The 22528-nt window shown below is 70.2% G+C and carries 20 protein-coding genes and 1 riboswitch; of the genes, 9 read left to right on the forward strand and 11 right to left on the reverse strand.

Features of this window, described 5'->3' with window-relative positions:
- The first annotated feature begins 191 nt into the window (after positions 1-191).
- From JOC24_RS30105 to JOC24_RS30120, 4 genes are all read left to right on the forward strand, one after another.
- The gene (locus JOC24_RS30105; RefSeq protein WP_205023587.1) at positions 192-1544 is read left to right on the forward strand and encodes a M16 family metallopeptidase; all 1353 of its coding nucleotides are present in this window, start codon (positions 192-194) and stop codon (positions 1542-1544) included.
- 26 nt (positions 1545-1570) lie between these two features.
- Complete coding sequence (locus JOC24_RS30110; RefSeq protein ID WP_205023610.1) at positions 1571-2953, forward strand: M16 family metallopeptidase; 1383 nt, start codon at positions 1571-1573, stop codon at positions 2951-2953.
- 191 nt (positions 2954-3144) lie between these two features.
- Positions 3145-3313: riboswitch (cyclic di-AMP (ydaO/yuaA leader) on the forward strand.
- A gap of 12 nt (positions 3314-3325) precedes the next feature.
- A complete protein-coding gene (locus JOC24_RS30115) occupies positions 3326-4129 on the forward strand; it encodes a M23 family metallopeptidase (RefSeq protein ID WP_205023588.1) in 804 nt (267 codons plus the stop codon).
- A 222-nt stretch (positions 4130-4351) separates the two neighbouring features.
- Positions 4352-5056 (forward strand): GntR family transcriptional regulator, encoded by a 705-nt coding sequence (locus JOC24_RS30120; protein ID WP_205023589.1) that lies wholly within the window; start codon positions 4352-4354, stop codon positions 5054-5056.
- A gap of 170 nt (positions 5057-5226) precedes the next feature.
- Here JOC24_RS30120 and JOC24_RS30125 read toward each other — a convergent pair whose 3' ends face one another.
- Positions 5227-5508, reverse strand: a complete 282-nt coding sequence (locus tag JOC24_RS30125) for an HPr family phosphocarrier protein (RefSeq protein WP_205023590.1) — start codon at positions 5506-5508, stop codon at positions 5227-5229.
- Positions 5509-5662: 154 nt separating this feature from the next.
- Here JOC24_RS30125 and JOC24_RS30130 point away from each other — a divergent pair, with 154 nt between their 5' ends.
- From JOC24_RS30130 to JOC24_RS30145, 4 genes are all read left to right on the forward strand, one after another.
- Positions 5663-8626 carry a bifunctional acetate--CoA ligase family protein/GNAT family N-acetyltransferase gene (locus JOC24_RS30130; protein ID WP_205023591.1) on the forward strand — a complete coding sequence of 988 codons (2964 nt, stop codon included), beginning with the start codon at positions 5663-5665 and terminating at the stop codon, positions 8624-8626.
- Positions 8627-8687: 61 nt separating this feature from the next.
- Entirely contained in the window at positions 8688-9284 is a 597-nt protein-coding gene (locus JOC24_RS30135) for a DUF5998 family protein (protein WP_205023592.1), read from the forward strand.
- Positions 9284-10471 (forward strand): alkaline phosphatase family protein, encoded by a 1188-nt coding sequence (locus JOC24_RS30140; protein ID WP_205023593.1) that lies wholly within the window; start codon positions 9284-9286, stop codon positions 10469-10471. The genes JOC24_RS30135 and JOC24_RS30140 overlap by 1 nt, the downstream gene beginning before the upstream one ends.
- A 54-nt stretch (positions 10472-10525) precedes the next feature.
- Entirely contained in the window at positions 10526-11191 is a 666-nt protein-coding gene (locus JOC24_RS30145; protein ID WP_205023594.1) for a thymidine kinase, read from the forward strand.
- Between the two features lie 391 nt (positions 11192-11582).
- On the opposite strand, the gene JOC24_RS30150 is transcribed toward JOC24_RS30145, so the two are convergent.
- The 10 genes from JOC24_RS30150 to JOC24_RS30195 form a co-directional block, all read right to left on the reverse strand.
- Complete coding sequence (locus tag JOC24_RS30150; protein WP_205023595.1) at positions 11583-12566, reverse strand: terpene synthase family protein; 984 nt, start codon at positions 12564-12566, stop codon at positions 11583-11585.
- On the reverse strand, positions 12563-13954 hold the full coding sequence (locus JOC24_RS30155; RefSeq protein ID WP_307792783.1) for a cytochrome P450: 1392 nt from the start codon (positions 13952-13954) through the stop codon (positions 12563-12565). The genes JOC24_RS30150 and JOC24_RS30155 overlap by 4 nt, the downstream gene beginning before the upstream one ends.
- Before the next feature lie 30 nt (positions 13955-13984).
- Complete coding sequence (locus JOC24_RS30160) at positions 13985-15553, reverse strand: prenyltransferase/squalene oxidase repeat-containing protein (protein WP_205023597.1); 1569 nt, start codon at positions 15551-15553, stop codon at positions 13985-13987.
- A gap of 51 nt (positions 15554-15604) precedes the next feature.
- Positions 15605-16681, reverse strand: a complete 1077-nt coding sequence (locus tag JOC24_RS30165) for a polyprenyl synthetase family protein (protein WP_205023598.1) — start codon at positions 16679-16681, stop codon at positions 15605-15607.
- 134 nt (positions 16682-16815) lie between these two features.
- Positions 16816-18126 (reverse strand): cytochrome P450 family protein, encoded by a 1311-nt coding sequence (locus JOC24_RS30170; RefSeq protein ID WP_205023599.1) that lies wholly within the window; start codon positions 18124-18126, stop codon positions 16816-16818.
- A complete protein-coding gene (locus JOC24_RS30175) occupies positions 18123-18623 on the reverse strand; it encodes a GTP-binding protein (RefSeq protein ID WP_374104543.1) in 501 nt (166 codons plus the stop codon). The genes JOC24_RS30170 and JOC24_RS30175 overlap by 4 nt, the downstream gene beginning before the upstream one ends.
- Positions 18624-18720: 97 nt before the next feature.
- Positions 18721-19092 carry a DUF742 domain-containing protein gene (locus JOC24_RS30180; protein ID WP_205023600.1) on the reverse strand — a complete coding sequence of 124 codons (372 nt, stop codon included), beginning with the start codon at positions 19090-19092 and terminating at the stop codon, positions 18721-18723.
- Entirely contained in the window at positions 19089-19517 is a 429-nt protein-coding gene (locus tag JOC24_RS30185; RefSeq protein ID WP_205023601.1) for a roadblock/LC7 domain-containing protein, read from the reverse strand. The genes JOC24_RS30180 and JOC24_RS30185 overlap by 4 nt, the downstream gene beginning before the upstream one ends.
- Positions 19514-20800, reverse strand: coding sequence for an ATP-binding protein (locus tag JOC24_RS30190; protein WP_205023602.1), 1287 nt, complete (start codon positions 20798-20800; stop codon positions 19514-19516). The genes JOC24_RS30185 and JOC24_RS30190 overlap by 4 nt, the downstream gene beginning before the upstream one ends.
- A 593-nt stretch (positions 20801-21393) precedes the next feature.
- On the reverse strand, positions 21394-21624 hold the full coding sequence (locus JOC24_RS30195) for a hypothetical protein (RefSeq protein WP_205023603.1): 231 nt from the start codon (positions 21622-21624) through the stop codon (positions 21394-21396).
- A gap of 583 nt (positions 21625-22207) precedes the next feature.
- On the opposite strand from JOC24_RS30195, the gene JOC24_RS30200 reads away from it, so the two are divergent.
- Entirely contained in the window at positions 22208-22381 is a 174-nt protein-coding gene (locus JOC24_RS30200) for a hypothetical protein (protein WP_205023604.1), read from the forward strand.
- Positions 22382-22528: the final 147 nt, after the last annotated feature.

Genomic DNA, 22528 nt, shown 5'->3' on the forward strand with positions numbered 1-22528 from the left:
CCATTGTGGCCCGCCGTACTGACAACGCCGACCTCGACCCGTCCGAAGTGGTCCACAGGGCCTTCGCGGAACCCCTGTTTACGGCAGCATCTACGACAACATTCACCCGGCGGGAACTTCGCCAGGTGCCCGTGCGCTTGCCTAGAGTGGCAGGTCCGGCAGGAAATCCTGTACCGATCGAAGGGACGTACATGCCCATGGGTCACACGGCCACAGCCCAGGCCGGCTCCGGCGGCTTGACGGCGACCGAGCACCGTCTGGCCAACGGCCTGCGCGTGGTGCTCTCCGAGGACCACCTGACCCCCGTCGCCGCGGTCTGCCTCTGGTACGACGTCGGCTCCCGCCACGAGGTCAAGGGGCGTACGGGCCTGGCTCACCTTTTCGAGCACCTGATGTTCCAGGGCTCGGGCCAGGTCAAGGGGAACGGACACTTCGAGCTGGTGCAAGGCGCCGGTGGTTCCCTGAACGGCACGACCAGCTTCGAACGCACCAACTACTTCGAGACGATGCCCACGCACCAGCTGGAGCTGGCCCTGTGGCTCGAGGCCGACCGGATGGGCTCGCTGCTCGCCGCGCTCGACGAGGAGTCCATGGAGAACCAGCGGGACGTGGTGAAGAACGAGCGCCGCCAGCGCTACGACAACGTCCCGTACGGCACGGCCTTCGAGAAGCTCACCGCCCTCGCCTACCCGGAGGGCCATCCGTACCACCACACCCCGATCGGCTCGATGGCCGACCTGGACGCGGCGACCCTGGAGGACGCGCAGGCGTTCTTCCGGACGTACTACGCGCCGAACAACGCGGTCCTCTCCGTGGTGGGGGACATCGATCCGGAGCAGACGCTCGCCTGGATCGAGAAGTACTTCGGCTCCATCCCCTCCCACGACGGCAAGCAGCCCCCGCGTGACGGCACGCTGCCCGGGACCATCGGTGAACAGCTGCGCGAAGTGGTCCAGGAGGAGGTGCCCGCGCGTGCGCTGATGGCCGCCTACCGGCTGCCGCACGACGGGACGCGCGAGTGCGACGCCGCGGACCTCGCGCTGACGGTGCTCGGCGGCGGCGAGTCGTCCCGCCTGCACAACCGCCTGGTCCGGCGTGACCGCACGGCGGTGGCGGCGGGATTCGGGCTGCTCAGGCTGGCCGGCGCACCCTCGCTGGGCTGGCTGGACGTCAAGACGTCCGGTGGTGTCGAGGTGCCGCAGATCGAGGCCGCCGTCGACGAGGAGCTCGCCCGGTTCGCCGAGGAGGGTCCCACACCGGAGGAAATGGAACGCGCCCAGGCACAGTTGGAGCGCGAGTGGCTGGACCGTCTCGGCACGGTCGCGGGCCGCGCGGACGAACTGTGCCGCTACGCCGTCCTGTTCGGCGACCCGCAGCTCGCCCTGACCGCGGTGGGCCGCGTCCTGGACGTGACGGCCGACGAGGTCAAGGCCGCCGCCCGGGCGCACCTGCGCCCCGACAACCGTGCCGTCCTGGTCTACGAGCCGGTCGAACCGGCCGACGAGGCCGACGGCACCGACGCGCACGAGGGGGCCGACAAGTGACCGACGCCGCCGTGACTGGAGTAGCGATGGAGTACCACCCGCAGCCGACCGCCGGCGAGGCCAGGCCCTGGGCCTTTCCCGCGCCCGAGCGCGGCGCCCTGCCCAACGGGCTGACTGTGCTGCGCTGCCACCGCCCCGGCCAGCAGGTCGTCGCCGTGGAGATCTTCCTCGACGCCCCGCTGGACGCCGAGCCCGAGGGCCTGGACGGCGTGGCCACGATCATGGCGCGCGCCCTGTCCGAGGGCACGGACAAGCGCTCCGCGGAGGAGTTCGCCGCCGAGCTGGAGCGGTGCGGCGCCACGCTGGACGCCCATGCGGACCACCCGGGGCTGCGCGTCTCCCTGGAGGTCCCGGTCTCCCGGCTCGCCAAGGCCCTCGGCCTGGTCGCCGAGGCCCTGCGCGCCCCGGCCTTCGCGGAGGACGAGGTCGAGCGCCTCGTGGGCAACCGGCTCGACGAGATCCCGCACGAGCAGGCCAACCCCGCCCGGCGGGCCGCCAAGCAGCTCTCCAAGGAGCTCTTCCCCGCCACGGCGAGGATGTCGCGTCCGCGCCTGGGCACCGAGGAGACGGTCCGGCGGATCGACGCCGCCGCCGTCCGCGCCTTCTACGACGCCCATGTCCGCCCGTCCACCGCGACGGCGGTCGTCGTCGGGGACCTCACCGAGGTGGACCTGGACGCACTGCTCGCCGACACGGTCGGGGACTGGTCGGGCAATGCCGGCCAGTCCCGGCCCGTGCCTCCGATCACCGCGGACGACACCGGCCGTGTCGTCATCGTGGACCGTCCCGGAGCTGTGCAGACGCAGCTGCTGATCGGCCGGATCGGAGCGGACCGGCACGACAGCGTGTGGCCCGCCCAGGTCCTCGGCACGTACTGCCTGGGCGGCACCCTCACCTCCCGGCTGGACCGCGTGCTGCGCGAGGAGAAGGGCTACACCTACGGTGTCCGCGCCTTCGGGCAGGTGCTGCGCTCGACGGCCCCCGGATCGGCCTCGGGGGCGACGGGTGCCGCGATGCTCGCCATCAGCGGCTCCGTCGACACGGAGTCCACCGGCCCCGCGCTCGACGACCTGTGGAAGGTCCTGCGTACTCTGGCCGCCGAGGGGCTCACCGACGCCGAGCGCGAGACCGCCGTGCAGAACCTCGTGGGCGTCGCCCCGCTGAAGTACGAGACGGCGGCCTCCGTCGCGGGCACCCTGGCCGACCAGGTGGAGCAGCACCTCCCGGACGACTACCAGGCGCAGCTGTACGCGCGTCTGGCCGGGACCGGCACCGTCGAGGCGACCGCCGCCGTGGTCAACGCCTTCCCGGTCGACCGCCTGGTCACCGTTCTCGTCGGCGACGCCGCGCAGATCGCGGAGCCCGTGAGGGCTCTCGGTATCGGCGAGGTGTCGGTCGTCAGCGGCTGAGGGAAGCAGGACATGACGGGCCCCGGCGAGTTCGCTCTCGCCGGGGTTCGGTCGTTTGTCCGCTTTGTAAAGAAAGTTCCATTCATCCTGTGGGATGTGCGACAAAAGGCCCTTTCCGTTTGGTGCGGGAAAGAAGCCCGCTCTAGCGTCGGCCCGGCTGTCCGCCGGACGAAAGCCGCGACCGCGGCGCCGGACAGTCATCGCCGAGTCCCCGTCAGGCGCGAGCCTGGGGAGCCGGGGACCCACGAAGTCCCTGGGGTGAATCGGATCCCTGCGTCTCGCGCGAGGCGGAGGGGACCGTAGGAGACCTTCCTGCTCCGAACCCGTCAGCTAACCCGGTAGGCGAGAAGGAAGGAAAGGAACAGCCCCTCCATGGCATTCATCCGTGCCACCGGGAAGCATCGTGCCCCGAGCCGCCTGACGCGCAGGAGCGCCGAGGTCGCCGGTATCGCGGCCCTGGCCGCCACCGGTGTCATCGGCGCCACGGCCTCCCCGGCCCTCGCCGCGGACGCCGAGGCCGTCGCCGCCGGGACCGGTCTGACCCAGACCGTCGCCCTCGACACGACCCTGGCGGCCCAGATCGAGGCTCAGGCGAAGGTCCAGCAGCGCCAGGCCGACGCGGCTGCGAAGGCCGCGGCGGAAGCGAAGGCGAAGGCGGAGGCCAAGGCCGAGGCGAAGGCGGAGGCCAAGCGCAAGGCGGAAGCCCGCGCCAAGGAGGTCCGGGAGGAGAGGGCGCGCGCCGCACGCGCCGCCGAGCGCGCCCGGCTCAACTCCTTCCACCTCCCGGTCGCCGGCTCGCACGTGACCACCTCGTACAAGTCCGGCGGAGCGCTCTGGTCCTCCGGGAGCCACTCGGGCGTGGACTTCCAGGCGGCGTCCGGCACCTCCGTCGTCGCGGTCGGCGCCGGCACGGTCGTCGAGGCCGGCTGGGGCGGCGCGTACGGCAACAACATCGTGCTCAGGATGAAGGACGGCACGTACACCCAGTACGGCCACCTCTCCTCGATCGGTGTCTCCGTCGGCCAGAGCGTCGGCTCCGGCGAGCAGATAGGCATCTCCGGCTCGACCGGTAACTCCACCGGTCCGCACCTGCACTTCGAGGCCCGGACCACGCCCGAGTACGGCTCGGACATGGACCCCGTCGCCTACCTCCGCGCGCACGGCGTCCAGGTCTGACCCCACACGCGCGACACCGCTCCGACGAAGGCCCCGGCTCCGCGCGGGGCCTTCGTCGTGTCCCGGGGGATGCGCCCGCCGAAGCCCTCGCGGAAGTAGCTTCCGGCCAAAAGATATCCATGGATTCCACCCCGCCATCGGAAATTCCTGCCGGTTGCAATAGAGTCGCAGAACAGGCGTCGATCGGCCGCGTTTCGCGGGGATTAAGGCGGAGGTTCGGACATGCGCATTCCCGCGCATTCGGTATGTACGGCAATCCGTGACGACATCGTCTCGGGTGTCTTCGAGCGCGGCAGCCGCCTCACCGAAGAGGTGCTGGCGCGGCGCTACGGCGTATCCCGCGTCCCTGTGCGCGAGGCGCTGCGCACCCTGGAGTCCGAGGGGTTCGTCGTCACCCGCCGGCACGCCGGTGCCTGCGTCGCGGAGCCCACGGAACAGGAGGCCGCCGACCTTCTGGAGGTACGGATGCTCCTGGAGCCGCTCGGGGCGGCGCGGGCGGCGCAGCGTCGCACGGAGGCGCACCTGAAGGTGCTCCGCGGCCTGGTCAGGCTGGGGCAGGATCGGGTGCGCCGGGGGGAGGGGGAGGACCTGCGCTCCCTGGGCGGCTGGTTCCACGAAACGCTGGCCCAGGCCTCGGGAAGCCCTGCGTTGATCTCGCTGCTCACCCAGCTCCGCCACAAGATCACCTGGATGTACGCCGTGGAGCAGCCGGCCCGCCCCGCCGACTCCTGGGCCGAACACGGGGCCCTGGTCGACGCCGTGGCGCGCCGTGACCCGGAGCGGGCCAGGGTGCTGGCCGCCCAGCACGCGGAGCGGGCCGCCGCGGCCCACCGGCTGCGGGGCGTGGACCGGTCGGGTCGCACGGCGGGAACGGCCCGGGTGAGGTCTTCGCAACACCCCGTAAACATCGGGGGAGCCCGCCATTAACATTTACGCCGTATATAAAGAGGGTAATTCTCGGAGGGCTTTCTTTTCGCTGCCCTGATTTACATTCTCCGGGGCGCCGGCCGGCCCGGTTCGGGAAACAGGAAAGCCGCGACTCCCGGTGGGGAGGCGCGGCCTTCCTGTAGAAAAGGATCCGATTCGACGAGGTCGAGTCAGACGGTCTCCGGAAGCTCTTCGAGCCCCTCGGTGACCAGCTTCGCCAGACGGTCCAGGGCCGCCTCGGCGTCATCCGCCTCGGACGCGAGCACGATCTCCTCGCCGCCCTGGGCGCCCAGGCCGAGCACCGCGAGCATGGAAGCGGCGTTCACCGGGTTGCCGTCGGACTTGGCGATCGTCACGGGGACGCCGGAGGCCGTGGCGGCACGGACGAAGATGGAAGCGGGGCGGGCGTGCAGGCCCTCGGCCCAACCGACGTTGACGCGGCGCTCAGCCATGGTTCTGCCCTTCACGTAACGATGAGTTGTCTAGACCAGTCTCTCATGCAGTGCGGACTGCTGTGCCCGGCCTCGCCGACCGCCCGTCGGCTCCCTCAGCGTGCCCCTGCCACGCTCCGGCCGCGACCGGTGCCCCGGGTCGTAGGCTTTGGCCATGGAGCCCACTCCGGAGCAGAGTCCGCATCACGCGTACCCCGACCACTGGGAGGCGGACGTGGTGCTGCGCGACGGTGGTACCGCGCGCATCAGGCCCATCACCACGGACGACGCCGAGCGGCTGGTCAGCTTCTACGAGCAGGTGTCCGACGAGTCGAAGTACTACCGCTTCTTCGCTCCGTATCCGCGTCTCTCCGCCCGGGACGTGCACCGCTTCACCCATCACGACTACGTCGACCGGGTGGGACTGGCCGTCACGATCGGCGGCGAGTTCATCGCCACCGTCCGTTTCGACCGGATCGACGAGCGGGGCAGGCCCGCGTCGGCCCCGTCGGACGAGGCCGAGGTCGCGTTCCTCGTCCAGGACGCCCACCAGGGCCGCGGCGTGGCGTCCGCCCTCCTCGAACACATCGCGGCGGTGGCCCGGGAGCGGGGCATCCGCCGCTTCGCGGCAGAGGTGCTGCCCGCCAACAACAAGATGATCAAGGTGTTCCGGGACGCCGGATTCACCCAGCAGCGCAGCTTCGAGGACGGCTCCGTGCACCTCACCCTCGACCTGGAGCCCACGGCCGAGTCCCTCGCCGTCCAGCGCGCACGTGAACAACGGGCCGAAGCACGCTCGGTCCAGCGTCTGCTGGCCCCCGGCTCCGTCGCGGTCATCGGCGTCGGCCGCGAACCCGGCGGCGTGGGCCGGACCGTGCTGCGCAACCTCCTCGGCTCGGGCTTCACCGGACGCACCTACGCGGTGAACACGTCCTTCGCCGCGAGCCTGGACGCCGTCGACGGAGTGCCCGCCCATCGCTCCGTGGGCGGGATCGGTGAGCAGGTCGACCTCGCCGTGGTCGCCGTCCCCGCCGACCGGGTGCCCGAGGCCGTCGCCGACTGCGGTGAACACGGGGTCCAGGGCCTCGTCGTCCTCTCGGCCGGCTACGCCGAGCGCGGCGCCGGAGGCAGGGAACGGCAGCGGGAACTCGTCCGGCAGGCACGCTCGTACGGCATGCGGATCATCGGCCCGAACGCCTTCGGCATCATCAACACCTCCGACACCGTCCGCCTCAACGCCTCCCTCGCCCCCGAGTCGCCCAACGCCGGGCGCATCGGGCTCTTCACCCAGTCCGGCGCCATCGGCATCGCCGTCCTGTCCGGTCTCCACCGCAGGGGCGCGGGACTGTCGGCCTTCATCTCGGCGGGCAACCGGGCCGATGTCTCGGGCAACGACTTCCTGCAGTACTGGTACGAGGACCAGAACACCGACGTCGCCCTGCTGTACCTCGAGTCACTCGGCAATCCGCGCAAGTTCACCCGGCTCGCACGCCGGACGGCCGCCGTGAAGCCCGTCGTCGTGGTGAAGGGCGCCCGGCACAGCGGCTCCAACCCGCAGGGGCACGCCGTACCGGTCAGCCGCATCCCCGACGCGACGGTGTCCGCGCTGATGCGCCAGGCGGGAGTGATCCGTGTCGACACGGTCACGGAGATGGCCGACGTCGGACTGCTCCTCGCCGGCCAGCCCCTGCCGAACGGCCCCCGGGTGGCGATCCTGGGGAACTCGGAGTCGCTCGGCCTCCTCACCTACGACGCCTGCCTGGCGGAGGGGCTGCGCCCGCGCCCGCCCCGCGACCTCACGACGGCGGCGGGCCCGCAGGACTTCCGGCGCGCGCTGGCCGAGGCGCTGGCCGACGGGACGTGCGACGCCGTGATCGTGACCGCGATCCCCTGGGTGGGGGAGAACGGCGAGGCGGAGACCGGGGAGGGCGAGGTCCTCGCCGAGGCACTGCGGGAGGCGGCGGCCACCGGCCCGGCCAAGCCGGTGGCGGTGGTGCACGTGGAGATGGGCGGCCTGGCGCAGGCCCTCGCCGCCGCCACGCGCACCGCCGGCCCGTCCGCGCCCCCGCAGGCCGGTCCTCCGACTGCCCGGCAGCCCCAGCCCGCCCCTCCGTCCGACGCGCACACCCCGGGCCCGCAGCCCCGGCCCTCGTCCCCGCCGCCCCCCGACGCGTCGGCCGCGGACGGACCCCGCGTGGGAGCCCCGGCGCCGGTGGGAGCAGGAGAGGGCGCGGGGGCCGCCGGCAGTCCCGACCCCTCCGCGGGGCGGATCCCCGCCTACCCCGCCGCCGAACGAGCCGTCCGCGCGCTCGCCGAAGCGGTGAAGTACGCCCAATGGCGGCGTCAGGCGGCAGCTCCCGGCAAGGTGCCCGAATTCCTGGACGACACCATCGACGAGCACGGCACATCCCGGCTGATCGAGACACTGCTCGGCCCCGGCCCCGACCCGCGCGGCCGCCCGCTCACGCACGACGAGGCCCGAGAGCTGCTCGCCCGCTACGGCATCACCGTGCGGCCGGCACTCACCGCCCCCGATCCGGAGGCCGCTGTCGCCGCAGCCGCGAAGCTCGGCTACCCCGTGGCCCTCAAGACCACCGCACCCCATCTCCGGCACCGCGCCGACCTCGGTGGTGTCCGGCTCGATCTCGCGGGTGAGAACGCCCTGCGCCGGGCGTACGACGAACTGACCGATCTGCTCGGTACCCCCGCCGAACTCCGCCCCGTCGTCCAGGCCATGGCCCCCAGGGGCGTCGACACCGTCGTCAGGGCGTCCATCGACGCCGCCGCCGGAGCCGTCCTCTCCTTCGGCCTGGCCGGCGCGCCCTCCGAACTCCTGGGCGACACGGCCCACCGGCTGGTGCCCGCCACCGACCGCGACGCCGCCGAGCTGATCCGCTCCATCAAGGCGGCTCCGGTGCTGTTCGGCTGGCGCGGCGCCGCGCCGGCGGACACCGCGGCGCTCGAGGAGCTCCTCCTGCGGGTGTCCCGGCTCGTCGACGACCACCCCGAGGTCGTCTCGGTCACCCTGGAGCCCGTCGTCGTGGCGACACACGGGCTGACGGTGCTCGGGGCGAGCGTCCGGCTCGCACCGCCGCCGGCCCGCAGCGATCTCGGTCCCCGCCGGCTTCCCAGCTACTGACCGCGCACGGACCCGCGCACGACGTCCCCGGCAGTCACCGGCCCCCCGTAGGATGGTGCGCATGGCAAAGACCGGTACCACGACCCAGGGGCTGCGCGCGGCGATCGAGCGCAGCGGCTACTACCCGGCCCTCGTGGCCGAGGCGGTGGAGGCCGCCGTCGGCGGGGAGCCGGTCGCTTCGTACCTGGTGCACCAGGAGACCACCTTCGACTCCAACGAGGTCCGCCGCCATGTCACGGTCCTCGTCCTGACGGACACGCGCTTCATCGTCAGCCACACCGACGAGCAGGCGGCCGACACGAGTTCCCCGACGCCGTACGCCACGACGTCGACCGAGTCGGTCAAGCTCGACCGGATCTCGTCCGTCGTGGTCAGCCGCGTGGTCGCCAACCCGGAGAAGTACGTTCCCGGCACGCTGCCCCGCGAGGTCGTCCTGACCATCGGCTGGGGCGCCGTCTCCCGCATCGACCTGGAGCCCGCGGCATGTGGTGACCCCAACTGCGAGGCCGACCACGGCTACACCGGCAGCTCCACTGCCGACGACCTGAGCCTGCGCGTCAGCGAGGCGGGGGACGGGCCGGACACCGTGCGCCAGACCCTCGCCTTCGCACAGTCCCTCTCCGAGGCCACGGCCGCGACAGCGGCGACCGCCCGCTGATGGTCCAGCCCGCCTGGCAGGACCCCGTACTGCTCGCGCCCGAGGCCGCGCCCGTACCCGAGTACGGCTCCGGCTCGCTCGCCGATCTGCTCCCCACGCTCGTCGCGGGGCAGGGTGTACCCGGCTTCGAGGCGTCGATCGCGGAGCTCACCCCCGCCGACCGGAACTGCGTCTTCCTGATCGACGGACTCGGCTGGGAGCAGATCAAGGCACACCCCGACGAGGCGCCCTTCCTGTACTCGCTGCTGCCCACCTCCCGTGGTGGCACCGGCCGGCCGGTCACGTCGGGCTTCCCGGCCACCACGGCGACCTCGCTCGCCTCGGTCGGCACCGGCCTGCCGCCCGGTGAGCACGGCCTGCCCGGATACACGGTGCGCAACCCGGAGACGGGCGCGCTGATGAACCAGCTCCGCTGGAGGCCGTGGACCGAGCCCAAGGTGTGGCAGCCGCACCCCACCGTCTTCCAGCTCGCCGACGCCGCCGGTGTCCGCACGGCCCAGGTCTCAGCCCCCGCCTTCGAGCAGACCCCCCTCACCAAGGTCGCGCTCAGTGGCGGTTCCTTCCTCGGCCGGCTCACCGGCGAGGAACGGATGGACCTCGCCGCCGAGCGTCTCGCGGCCGGTGACCGGTCCCTCGTCTACACGTACTACAGCGAGGTCGACGGCCAGGGACACCGCTACGGGGTGGACTCCGATGCCTGGCGCGGCCAGCTGATGTACGTCGACGGGCTCGCCCGGCGCCTCGCCGAGCAGCTTCCGCCCCGCTCGGCGCTGTACATCACCGCCGACCACGGCATGATCGACATTCCGTTCGACGAGCAGTCCCGGATCGATTTCGACGAGGACTGGGAGCTGAGCGCCGGGGTCGCCCTGCTGGGCGGCGAAGGCCGTGCCCGGCACGTGTACGCGGTGCCCGGCGCGCAGGCGGACGTGCTGACGGTCTGGCGCGAGGTGCTCGGCGAGCAGTTCTGGGTGGCGAGCCGGGACGAGGCCGTCGCGGCGGGCTGGTTCGGCCCCCGGATCGACGAACGGGTCCACGGCAGGATCGGCGACGTGGTGGCGGCCGCCCACGACGACGTGGTGATCACCGCTTCGGTCAAGGAGCCCCACGAGTCCGCGATGGTGGGCATGCACGGTTCGCTGACCCCCGTGGAACAGCTGGTCCCGCTCCTCGAAGTACGCTCCTAGCCGACGTTCCCCCACCTCGCACCGCACCCACCCCTGAAAGGCGCGCACCTTCTCATGCCCGAGCTCGTGTTCTTCTCCGGAACCATGGATTGCGGAAAGAGCACACTCGCTCTCCAACGAATCCACAATCGGTCCGCGCGGGGTCTGCAGGGTGTGGTCTTCACACGTGACGACCGGGCGGGGGAGGGGAAGCTCTCTTCGCGGCTCGGGCTGGTGACGGACGCCGTCGAGGCGGCACCGGGGATGGATCTGTACGCCTACGTCGTAGGCCGTATGACACAGGGCGACCGGGTCGACTACCTGATCGTGGACGAGGCGCAGTTCCTGGCGTCGGAGCAGGTCGACCAGTTGGCCCGGGTCGTGGACGACTTGGACCTCGACGTCTTCGCTTTCGGTATCACGACCGACTTCCGGGCCAGGCTCTTCCCCGGCTCGCAGCGGCTGATCGAGTTGGCGGACCGCATTGAGGCGCTGCAGGTCGAGGCGATGTGCTGGTGCGGGGCGCGTGCCACGCACAACGCCCGCACCGTGGGCGGTGAGATGGTGGTGGAAGGCGAGCAGGTCGTCGTCGGCGATGTGAACGGCCCTGCGGCGGAGGTCGGCTACGAGGTGCTGTGCCGGCGTCATCACCGCCGCCGCATGACGAGCGCCGCATCGCATGCCGGGACACTCTCTCCGGATGTCCTGCCCATCGCCTCCGCGTACCCGTTGCCGTCCTGACAGGCCGTGGTCCGGCCGTGCGTTTCCGGCGTCGTCCGGCCGGGTCTAGGGCGGCCTCGGCGGTTCGGGCTTCCACGTTCCGTGCGGTCTCCGGAGTGATCCCCGGATCGGTAGCGACCTGCCGGGCCGTCGACGTTCGACCGTCCCTCGGCCCTGCCGGTCGGTGCAGCGGCAACGCGCTCGCCGGGTACGGGACCGCGCTCGCGGCCCGACCACCACACGGTGCGCCACCCCCAGCCACCACCGGGTCCCGCTACGAGCGGAGCAGCGTGTCGAGGAGTCGGTCCGACCGCCGATCGAGCGCCCTCAGCCGCGTGGCCCCGCCCGTCCCTCCGGAGTACACGGAGGGACGGGCGGGGCCACCCCACGCCACGAGGGCCCGTCGCCGGTGTCAGGTGGCGTAGCGGGAATGCTCGACATGCCACACGTAGGAGGCGGCGATGGATTCCAGGGCTCGGGCGTGATCGGCGAGCTCCGCGACTGATCCGGTGGTGAGCTCGGTGATGCGACCGCGCAGGATGACGGCCTCTTCCTCACACAACCGGGCGGCTCGTCGGAAAGCCTCCTCGATGTCGCAGCCGTACTGACGCATCAGTACCGTCGGCAGGCTGAGCGGGCTCGGTCCCTCGTCGGCTGTCTCCTTCGCGTACGAAGCGAGATCGTTGATCCATCCGGCGAGGTTGGCCACGGCCGATTCCAACTCCCGGACCGCCGTCGAGGAGCGCTGCTGTCCGGTGAGTTCGTACCCGAGCACTGTCTCCGCGGCTGCCATGACGGTGCGCACGAAGACCGTGTGGGGGCGCATGGCCCGGTAGTCGTGGATCGTGATGTGCCCGGGGGCGTGGAGGTGGTGTGCCTCCCAGAGGATTCCGAAGAGGTTGTCGCGCAGGTGGGCGGTGATCCGCAGATACTGCGTGGGCGTGGCCCGTGCCTCGAAGCGGACCAGGAGATCTCGCAGGGAGGCACCGAAGACGCTCGGTTCGACGGCGGACTGCCGGTCGTCGTGTCCGGCGAGCAGTTCGACGAACTCGCTGTTCCTGCGCACCAGTCCGGGGAGATCGCCCGCCCCCGCGGTCTCGCCGCAGGTGTCGTCGAACGCGGTCAGCCACAGGAACAGGTCGGCGCACAGAACGAGGCTGTCGACGTCGGCCGTCGGGAGGACGAGGGCGATGCCCCGGCTCGTGATGTTGCACAGCGCCCTTCGCGCGCCCGCCGAGCCGACCAGGGGATAGGTGGTGAGCCACTCGTCGGCCTGACGCTCGACGGCGTCCGTGTGAGGGCTGACGGCGAACGGGCCGGGGAAGGAGTCGCGAAGGTCCGGCATCGGCAGTACGGCGGGGAGGGAAGGGGGTGCCCCTGGAGGGGAGTCGCTCATGCCGCAGCCTGCACGACCGCACGCTGCCTGGCCTCGACGATCATATTGAGGGAGGACGGGTGCACGGTGATCTCGGGTATCGGGCGGACCGGCTTCCCGGGAGCCGGGCGCAGTCGCCACCGGGACGCGACGAGTGCCGTGATGACGACGGCCTCGGTGATGGAGAACTGGTCGCCGATGCACATCCTCTTGCCGACCCCGAACGGGATGAAGGCCCCTCGCGGGGGCTGGGGCCGTTCCGGGATCCAGCGGTCCGGATCGAAGCGCAGTGGCTCGGGAAACAGCTCTGCGTCCCTGTGCATCGCGTAGGGGCTCCACATGACGTCCATGCCCGCCGGCAGACTGAATTCGCCCAGTTCCACGGGGGAGATGGTCTGCCGGGTGAGGATCCAGGCGGGATTGTGAAGACGCAGGGTCTCGTCGATGAGCCTGCGGGTGAAGACGAGCCGGGGGATGTGTTCGAGGGTGATCGGTCCGCCCGCGAGCACGGAGTCGACCTCCTCGTGCAGTCTGCGCTCCAGTTCCGGGTTGCGGCCCAACTCATGGAAGAGCCAGGCCAACGTGACCGCAGTGGTCTCGGATCCCGCCGCGAGCAGCGCCGTGACCTCCGCCATGACCTCGTCGTCGCTCAGATGGCCGCCGGTCTCGTTCGGGACGGTCATGAGCAGGGACACCAGGTCGTCGTACGCGTCGGGGTTCGCCCGGTGGTCGGCGATGATGGCCGTGATGGTCTCGCGCAGTACGGCGTTGGCCGCCCGGGCCCTGCGGTTGCCGCGCGTCGGCAGCCGTTCCAGGACCGGGATGGGGAGCATGGCGTGCGTCAGCGCGGCCTTGAAGACGGTGTCGACGCTGTTGAGGATCGTCTGTGCGGGGCCTGGTTCCGGGGTGGAGGAGAACAGGGCCGCCATGACGACGCCTTGTGCCATCAGCTGCATCTCGTTGGACACGTCGACGGTCCGGCCGTGGTCCCAGGCCGAGATGGACGGTTCCACGGTGTCCGCCATCATCTCGATGTAGCCCTTGACCTGTTCGCGGTGGAGGGCGGGGGTCATCATGCGCCGTCGGTTCAGATGCTGCTTTCCCTCCGCGACGGGCAGCGGGTCTCCTCCGAAGAGTTTGAGCTTCTCGAAGAGCAGACCCTTGTTGAAGTGCTGTGAGTGGCGGGTGAGTACATCCTGGAGCAACTCGTGCGAGTTGACGACGACTATCGGCTTGGGGCCCACGCGTATGCGCACGATGGGACCGTAGGAGCGGAGCTTCTGCACGTATGCCAGTCGGTTCCTGACGAGAGGCAGTGCGTGTCCTGCGAGTGGCAGTCGACCCGGCGCGGTCGGCGGCAGGTGATTCTCGGTGCTCAAGTGCCTGTCCTCGTTCTCTGGGCGTTTCAAGGGTGTTCGTCGTACAGGGGGTCGATCGCCTCAGAGGTGACGGATCCGCAGCATCTCCCGCGCGCCGAGGATCTCGGCTTCGATCATCGCGTGGGGCGCGTAGAGGGTCTTGTCGTGCCACAGGGCGGGGTGCTCGGCGCCGGCGTCCGGTACGGCCTCCAGATACGCCTCGGCGCGGCCGAGCGCGCGGACCTGGTCCGGCGTGGGCGCGGGAGGGGCAGCGGAGAGCAGAATCTTGACGGCGTACGCGGTCTCCTCAGCGGTGCCGCCCCAGACGCCCCACGAGCCGTCGTCCCGCTGGGTGTCCGCCGTCCAGGCGGCGGCTTTCGCGACCGCGGCCGAGGCTCGATGCCCTCCGTACTGCGCCAGCGCCCTGACGCACCGCTCGGTGGCGTAGTAGGGAGAGGCGTGCCATTTGTCGGGCCAGTGCCCTTCGGCACTCTGCTGGCCGATCAGCCAGTCGCACAGCTTGTCCGCCCGGGGATCGTCGATGCCGTCCTCGGAGGGGAGACGCCGCGAACAGCTGACCAGGGCCTGGAGCGCGTGGGCGTTCGCCGTGACCGACCCGGTGTCCTCTCCGACGTAGCAGTCGAAGTGGCTGCCGTTGTGGAACGCGTCGAGAGGTCCGGGCCCGTACGGCCGGCCGACCAGGGAGGCCACCAGCACGGCCATGGCCGTGTCGTCGGCATCCGTCATGAGGCCGGGCGCGCCGCGTACTCCTTCGGGATCGTAGATTTCGTCGACCCACCCGCGAATGGTGGGCAGGGTGGAGGTGGGCAGTCCTGCCTGGGCCAGCGCAGCGGCCACCCAGAGCCGCTCGAAGACACGGATGGGGGCTGCTTCGGGGAAGAGTCCGTCGTACCGGAGTGCGACGGGCTCCAGGTGCGCGACAGCCTGCTCCACGGCGTCGGGCGTATGTGATGAGGCCCAGGCGGCAGTGGCGGCCGGCGAGCTTCCCAGGAGGCCCGCGGCTTGGGGCATGAGCAGCCGAGGTATGTGCCCGGCTATGCCTTCGAAGGTGTGGTGGAGCTTGACGGGAAGGCTACCCGCGGCCTTGTACCGTGCGGCGACGTGTGCGGGCGCCCCTTCGTGGTATCCGCCCGGCACCGCCAGGCGGTCCGTCACGGCTCCGTCGGCCAGGCGGGGAGTCTCTTCGGTGCCGATGAGGGCCAGGTGTTCGTTGATTTCTGAGACCAGCCCGGGAACGAGGAGCTCGGCCGCTGCCGTGTCGGGCCACGGACCGGCCGGCGGAAGTGCGCGTAGCGCGCTCAGACCGCGTGCCGCCGCACTTGCGAGCCGGGCTCTGACGTCCTCGGAAACGGTGGCACGCCGGAATACGGCCAGCGCGGCCTCCACCCCACTGAGCGTCGGGAGCAGACGATACGGCTCCGGTCCGGCACCCCAACTGCCGTCGGGTGCTTGTTCATCGAGGAGGTACTCGACCCGGCGCGCCTCACCGGGCAGCCAGGGTGCCGCTGAGATGACACGGGCTGTCTCGTACAGGGAAGGGCGCACACTGCCCCACCTGTCCTGGTCGACCCCGGCCACCAGATCAATGGCCTGTTCGGCAAAGGTCGACCCGGCGGGCGCGTTGCTCATGGGGGTGGTCTCCTCCTTGTTGGGATGCATGTGTACCGGGCGCTGCCGCTCTTATGCCTGGCGCGCGGTCGCGGCGTCCGCAAGGCCGCGCAGGGAGGCCGTCGTGACGCCGGGGAAGGGGGCCTCGTCCAGGGCTGCGAGCGCTGTGGCCCGTCGCTCGGCGATCATTTCCTCCACGCTCGCCCGGGCGCCCGTGGAGGCGAGGATGGCGCGTATCACGTGTGCCTGCTCCTCGTTCAGGTCGCTCCGGCCGACGAGGCTGCGCAGGGTGCCCAACTCCGAGGGGGATGCTCGTTTGACCGCGAGCGCCATCAGTACCGTGGCTTTCCCCGCGCGTAGATCGTCGAGTACCGATTTGCCCGTGTCGGCGGAGTCACCGAAGACCCCGAGCAGGTCGTCCCGCAGCTGGAACGCCTCCCCCAACGGTATTCCGAAGGCGGTGCAGGCCTCCAGCACCGGTGGGGCCGCGCCGGCCAGAGCCGCCCCGATGTGCAGAGGGCGCTCTATCGTGTACTTCGCCGTCTTGTACCGGATGATGCGCAACGGGGTCTCGACATCGTCGGACAGGCGGCCGGTGGTCTGGAGGTCCAGGAGCTGGCCGTACATGATCTCGCTCCGCATTTTCGCCAGGAGCGGCCTGACCTGGGCGAGCCGGTCGGGGGCGGACCCCGCCGTCTCTAGCAGTTCGTCGGACCAGACGAGCGCCAGGTCTCCGAGAAGCACGGCGGCGCCGAGACCGTGAGCTTCGGCCCTGTCGCGGCGCCCACCGTCGTCGGTGTAGGTCATGGCGAGGGCGCGATGGGCGGACGGCTGCCCGCGACGGATGTCGCTGTCGTCCATCACGTCGTCGTGTATCAGGGCGAACAGCTGGAAGAGTTCGAGGCTGGCGGCCGTGCGTACGGCGGCCGCCGGCTCTCCCGTCGCCCCTGCCGCCTGCCATCCGTAGAGGCACAGCCGGGAACGCAGGCGTTTACCGCCGTCGAGGAGCTTGCGAAGAGTGGACGTCAGGTGCAACAGCTCTGCACCCGGGGCCGATCGGTCCTTGGAGTCCAGGAAGCCCGTCAGGGCGGAGCCCACCTCGTGGTGCAGAGAAGAGACGTCAGGAGGGGCGGGAAGCATCTCAGTCATCAGTCGATCCCTTAATCGAGAGCCGTCATGTCATTTCGTTCACACAGAGGACGGACCAGGGACACGGTCTTTCCTGGATGAGGTGGTGGGGCCGTCCCCACGGACGGCCCCACCACCTCCAGCGGCCGCGCGAGCTAGACCGAGGGCCTGTACCGTGCCCCGAGGTCCGCATCCGCCGAGGCCGGCCCCCCTTCCTCCCTGAGGTCGGCGGGGCTCCGGGACCAGGGCGTGGCCCCCTTGGCGTCGGGGGTCAGCGGTGTGAAGCGTGCGGGCAGCGCGGTGAGCGTCCGGTGAACGGCCCCCGCCTTGTACACGAGTTGTCCAGCAGGCACTGCCAGCTCGATGTCCGGCAGATAGCTGACGAGACGTTCGATCGCGGTGGTGGCGATGAGCAGTGCCACGTCACTGGCGGGACAGGCATGAGGGCCGGCAGCGAAGGCGAGGTGCGCCTTGGAACCCGACCGGTAGCCGTCGGACGGGGTGCCTGAGTGCGGGCAGGTGTTCGCGGCGGCGTACGAGACCATGACGGGTGAGCCCGCGGGTATGGCGGTCCCGTGGAAGTTGATGTCCTTCTTGGGCGTGTGGAAGCTGTAGTTGGCCAAGGGGGACTCGTTCCACAGCGCGTCGTTGATGGCGTGCTGGATGGGGAGACTGCCTGTGGTCAGGGTGCCGAAGTAGCGCTCGTCACTCAGCATGCGGACGAAGGTGTTCGCGATGAGATTGGCCAGGGGCTCGTTACCCGCGCCGAGCGTGATCAGGATCTGGTTGGTGGCCTCTTCCTGGGTCAGGCCGTTGGGGTGGTCGATGAACCACGAGGTCAGATCCTGCCCGCGCTGAGCGGCCTTGGTGGCGTAGAGCGTCTGAAGGTAGGAGCCGAAGGCCTGTCCGCCGGCTGCCTGCCTCTCCGGATCGTTGTCCACCATCGCCGACAGGGCCCACACGAGCCGAGGGCCGTGTTCGTCCGGCATGCCGAACAAGGCGTTGAAGATCATCAGCGGCAGCTGCGTTGCGTACTGACTGACGAGGTCGACGTTCCCGGTGTCGGCGAACTCCTGGAGCAGCGTGTCCGCGTAACGGCACGTCAGGGCGCGTACCTCGTGGGGATCCAGGAGGCCGAAGCTGTCGGTGATCACGCGGCGCAGGTGTGCGTGCTGCTCGCCGTCGGCGAAGAAGAGGCTCGGCCGCCATTCCACCAGGGGCCTGATCGGGCTGTCCTCCGGCACCTGGTGAAGCCAACTGCGGGTGTCCTTGGACCAGGTGTCGGTGTCCCGCAGGAGTTCGATCGCGGCCTGGTAGTCGGTGACCAGACGGACAACGACACCGGGGGCGACCTCGGCCACGCCGACGGGCCCCTGCCGGCGCAGCAGTTCGTAGCTGCGCCGGGGGTTGGCAGCGTGCTCGGGCCCGTGGAGGCACACGGGCGCATCGGTGGGGGTGATGGTCACGAGGTTTCGGCTCCGGCTGCGGCAGAGGAGATGGAATGGGCGGTGAGGGCGATGAGGGCCTCGAGGCTGCTGTTCATGTCACGGGCATCGCAGGTGACCAGGGGGGTGGCCGGGTCGAGATCGAGCTTCGAGCGGAGCAGTTCTGTCGGGTACTGGGGTGAGTCAGGGAAGTCATTGACGGCGACGGCGTACGGCAAACCGCGCTCCTCGATGAGATCCATCACTTCGAAGGACTCGTCCAGACGCCGGGTGTCGGCCAGGACGAGCGCTCCGAGAGCTCCGAAGGCGATGCCCTCCCACAGGGGAAGGAAGCGGCGCTGCCCCGGCGTTCCGTAGAGGTACAGGACGATCTTGTTGCCCGGCAGGGTCCGGCGGCCGAAGTCGATGGCCACCGTGGTGGTGGTCTTGTGGCGCAGACCGACGAGGCTCAGGTCGTCGGTGGTCGCCGCGGCGTCGGTCATGATCTCGTCGGTGTGCAGCGTCGGTATCTCTGACAACGTTTGTATCGACGTCGTCTTGCCCACACCGATGGGACCGGCGACAAGGATCTTGATGCGTTTGTGCGTCCCCTCCGGCAGGTAGACCGGGCGCGTGCTAGGCGACGAGGAGTTGGCGGAGCCCACTCAGAACCTCTTCCATAACGGCTTTCGATGGACGGTCGGCGCGCAACGCGGAGAGAGCGTCCGGGACCGGGTCGCTGGCCTCTAATTGCCCGTCACTGACAAGCTGGCCCGCGATCATGAGGCTCGCGCCGACCGGAAGCTTGAGGTAGCCGGCCACCTCGATGACGCTGAGGGAGCCGTCCAGGACGAGTTCGACCATTCGCAGCTGTATCGGCGTGTGATAACTGGGGAGAGGGAGACCGGTGGCACGGACGGCCGTGAGCCTGTCCAGGCTGCCGGAAGCCGGTGCTTCGGTACCTCCCGTTCCCAGATAGGGCGGAAGCAGCCTCCGCTCCCGACTCACGAGAGGCCGTCCTGGGCGCGGGCGGGGACGGACATGCTCTGTTGGCCGAGCTTCATGGCCTGGCGGGCCATGGCGCCCGCCACCACCCCCATGGGCATGTCGTCGGTGCCCGCAGCGGCGATCAGCGTGTTGTCCCCGGCCGGCATCACCATGTATATGCCGTGCTCGTTCTGCGTGGTCGCGGTGACCAACGGTGTGTTCTCCGGCTGACCCAGGGCCGTGTTGGTGGCGGCCCGTGCGGCGGCGTAGAAGGCGGAGGTCATCGCGCCTATGCCTTCCGCGTCGTCCCGCTTCAGATGCTCCGAGGTGGCCTGGACCATGCCGTCGCGGGTCATCGTCAGGGCGTGCAGGACACCCTTGATCTCCGTGATGGGCTTCAGGTACCAGGCGGCCTGGTCAGGCTGGCTGTAGTTGTTGAGGGTCACGGGGTTTCCTCCGAATCGGTGTTTACTCGGCCGCTGGCCAGCCCCTCCTGGAAGTCGTTCCAGGTGTCCTGGGCGCGGCGAGGATCCTGGGGCTTGTATCGGGGCGCGGCATCCTCGATGGCCGACACCGCGAGGGTGCGCCGGTTGCGCTGGGGCAGTTCGGGCGCGGCTCCGGCGTCCGCGGCCGCAGCGGGGCTGCGGGTCGGCTCCGGGGCGGCAGGCTGAGCGGTGGAAGCGGTGGTGGGGCGCTTGCGGACCTGGGGAGCCGAGGCGGGCAGCGGAGCCATCGCGGACGGGGGCTTCGCCTCCTCGTTCATGGAGGTCAACAGGTTGGGCGGAATCGACAGCACAGCACGCACCCCACCGTAGGCGGATTGGTGGTTGATGGAGACGGCGAAGCCGTAGTCGGCCACCAGTTGGCCGACGGCCGCAAAGCCCTGCGACGGCGGGTCGCCGAGGTCGGTGAGCATCACTTCCTGCTGGTCACCGGAGAGCAGGCGTGTCCCGCGGATGGTTGCCTCCGCGGTCATACCCGTGCCCGAGTCGTCGAAGGTGATGCACACGTTGCCGTTCCCGGTCTGGAGCACGCTCACCTCGACCATCAGGTCGTCGCGTGAATGCTCCAGCGCATTGGCCATCAGCTCCGCACAGGCCATCGCGATGGGCTCAGCGGCACGTCCTACGACGCCGATGTCGGAGGACCGGAGCCGCGAGATGATCTGAATGCGTTCGAACCCGCGCAGGCGTGAGGAGGCACCGCCGATGATCTCGGTCACGTACGTGTCCTTGCGGACATGTCCAGGCCAGGCACCGTACGCGACGGCGGACTTCTGCAGGAGCCGCAGCAGCTGCTCGTTGAGGTGGTCCGCCTGGAGCAGCCTGCTGGTCAGGCTCTGCGGGGCGCTGAACTCGTGCTGCAGCTCGTCGATCTCCGTCTGCAGACGGTAGGAGAGCGCCTGCGCGTCCTGGTTCGTACCACGCAGGGCGGCCCGGGCGGCAGCGTCCACCCGGCGTCGTTCCTTGAGCAGGCTGACGGAGACGTGCTCGAGCACGGAGTCGAGGAGAAGCGCGTCGTGGGAACCGGCGAGGCTCTCGTGCAGCAGGCCGGGAACAGGATGGTGCGAACTGATCAGATTCAGTGCCAGCGCGGGCAGCCGCGCGGAGACGAGGTGACGTACCTCGTCACGGAATTCCTCTGCGTAGGCTTCGACCTCGACGGTGTGTGTCTCAGCGGAATGCCTTTCCTTTGCTGCTGCCAGAGCACGCGCTTCGGCATCTCGCATGCGGGACTCAAAGCTGTCGCGGGCCGAAGCGTATTCCTTGCCGCGCCGTATTTGTTTCCTGAGCGAGCGTGCCAACAGCACGACTGTGATGGCCAGAAGGACCGTCACGACGCCGAGTGCTATGGAGGATTCTGATAGCAAGGTCACGGGAGAAGGGTCCTAGGGTTGGGTTCGATCTTCCGGGATTTCACCCGGCTGACGAGTCGGTCCATGGAGGGGCCGACTGCCTCTTCCGGATGTGCCCGGTGGACCTGCGGGCCTGAGATCGAGCGGGTCGTACAGCAGGTATGAATGATCCGTGAAGATTCGACGAGCAGCGGCGTACCGGCCGCTCCACGGTCGCTGAGGTGGCACGGAGCGTGTGAGGACAGGCGCGTGTGCACCGCCGCGCTGCTGGGCGGGCTTCCCCGGGCTCGCTGTCCGACGCCCCGTCATGACCGCCGGCACAGTGCCCCTTCGAGGTGCCCGCAGGGCCGGTCCGGCCGCCGGTGGCAGGGGATCAGGATCCATCAGGGCTCCGTTGTGGGGCGGGGTCACAGACGATATCGGGGCTCTCCGCCATCAACCGCAGCGATGTTGCAGCGACCTGGCAGTCAAATCGGGTTCATTGTATGTGCGTTGAAACGTTCGCGCAGCACGGGCGAAAGCAACAACCGGAGTCCATTCAGGACGAAGGGGATCGTCGGTGCAGCGGTCCCGGCCTGGGAAAGGGCGACTTCCTCGCACGCGGCGCGCACCGATCCGGACCGAAGCTGTTCCGGCATCGCGCTCCACGCGCCGCCCGCGGCCGGGCGATCCAGGGCACCGGCATCATCAGCGCGCACATCGATCGGGACCTCCCGCTCGTGACGATCGGCCGTCCGGATCCCGGCCGGCCCCGTCGGACTCGCGGAGCGCGGCGCTGACTTGGCGCACTGCGGCCCGTTTCGAGATCACGTGACGGAGCGCGTCGTACGCCGATCCGCGCCGCCAACGCTGACGCGCCTGCGTGCGGGCGGGGTAACACCGCGCGTGGCGCCAAATGGTGACGGCCCGCCAGGACCGCTATGAGCGCGTGCCGTCCGCGTAGGTCACCGGGGACCCGTGCGTGGGTGAGATCCGCCCCTCCCCGGTGCCGATCACCGATGTGTGGGGCGTCGAGGGGTGGGTGCGGACGGGCCTGTGTGCGCCCGTTGCTGTCGGGTCAGGCCCGGGAGTCGGGTGTCGGTGTCGGTGGCAACCGCGTGGAAGGCGCAAGCTGCGGGGCGGCTGACCTGCGCTTATAACGCCGCTGAAACACGCAGGTAATCATCCTTGGAACACGGGAGTGACGCGTCTCGACTTTGATCGCATGCGTGTCCTGATGAGGGACGTGTGCCCGCCCGATCAGGAGGGGCACCACCACCGCTCGCTGAGAGGAATCACGAAATGCAGCAGTCCGAGATGCAGATCACCAACCTGGAAGCGCTCTTCGGGGACATGGAGGAGCAGCTGACGGTCATCAGCGAGCCCACCGGTACCGGCGGTTTCGAGGGCCCGGCCATGACCACGCTCCCCTGCGCCACCACCGCCACTCGCATCTCCGTGGCGACCAAGTGCTGACGAGGCATCACTAGCACGTGAGCCGCGGCCGGGGCCGGGCCCGGGGCCCGGCCCGGGGGCCCAGAGCCGGGAAAACCGGAGGGGGTGTACCCCCTGTCGGACCTGGGGAGCGGGCCCCAGCGGGGGGTGCTGGCGGGGGGCAACGCC

The organism is Streptomyces sp. HB132, from assembly GCF_016909575.1.
Classification (GTDB): domain Bacteria; phylum Actinomycetota; class Actinomycetes; order Streptomycetales; family Streptomycetaceae; genus Streptomyces.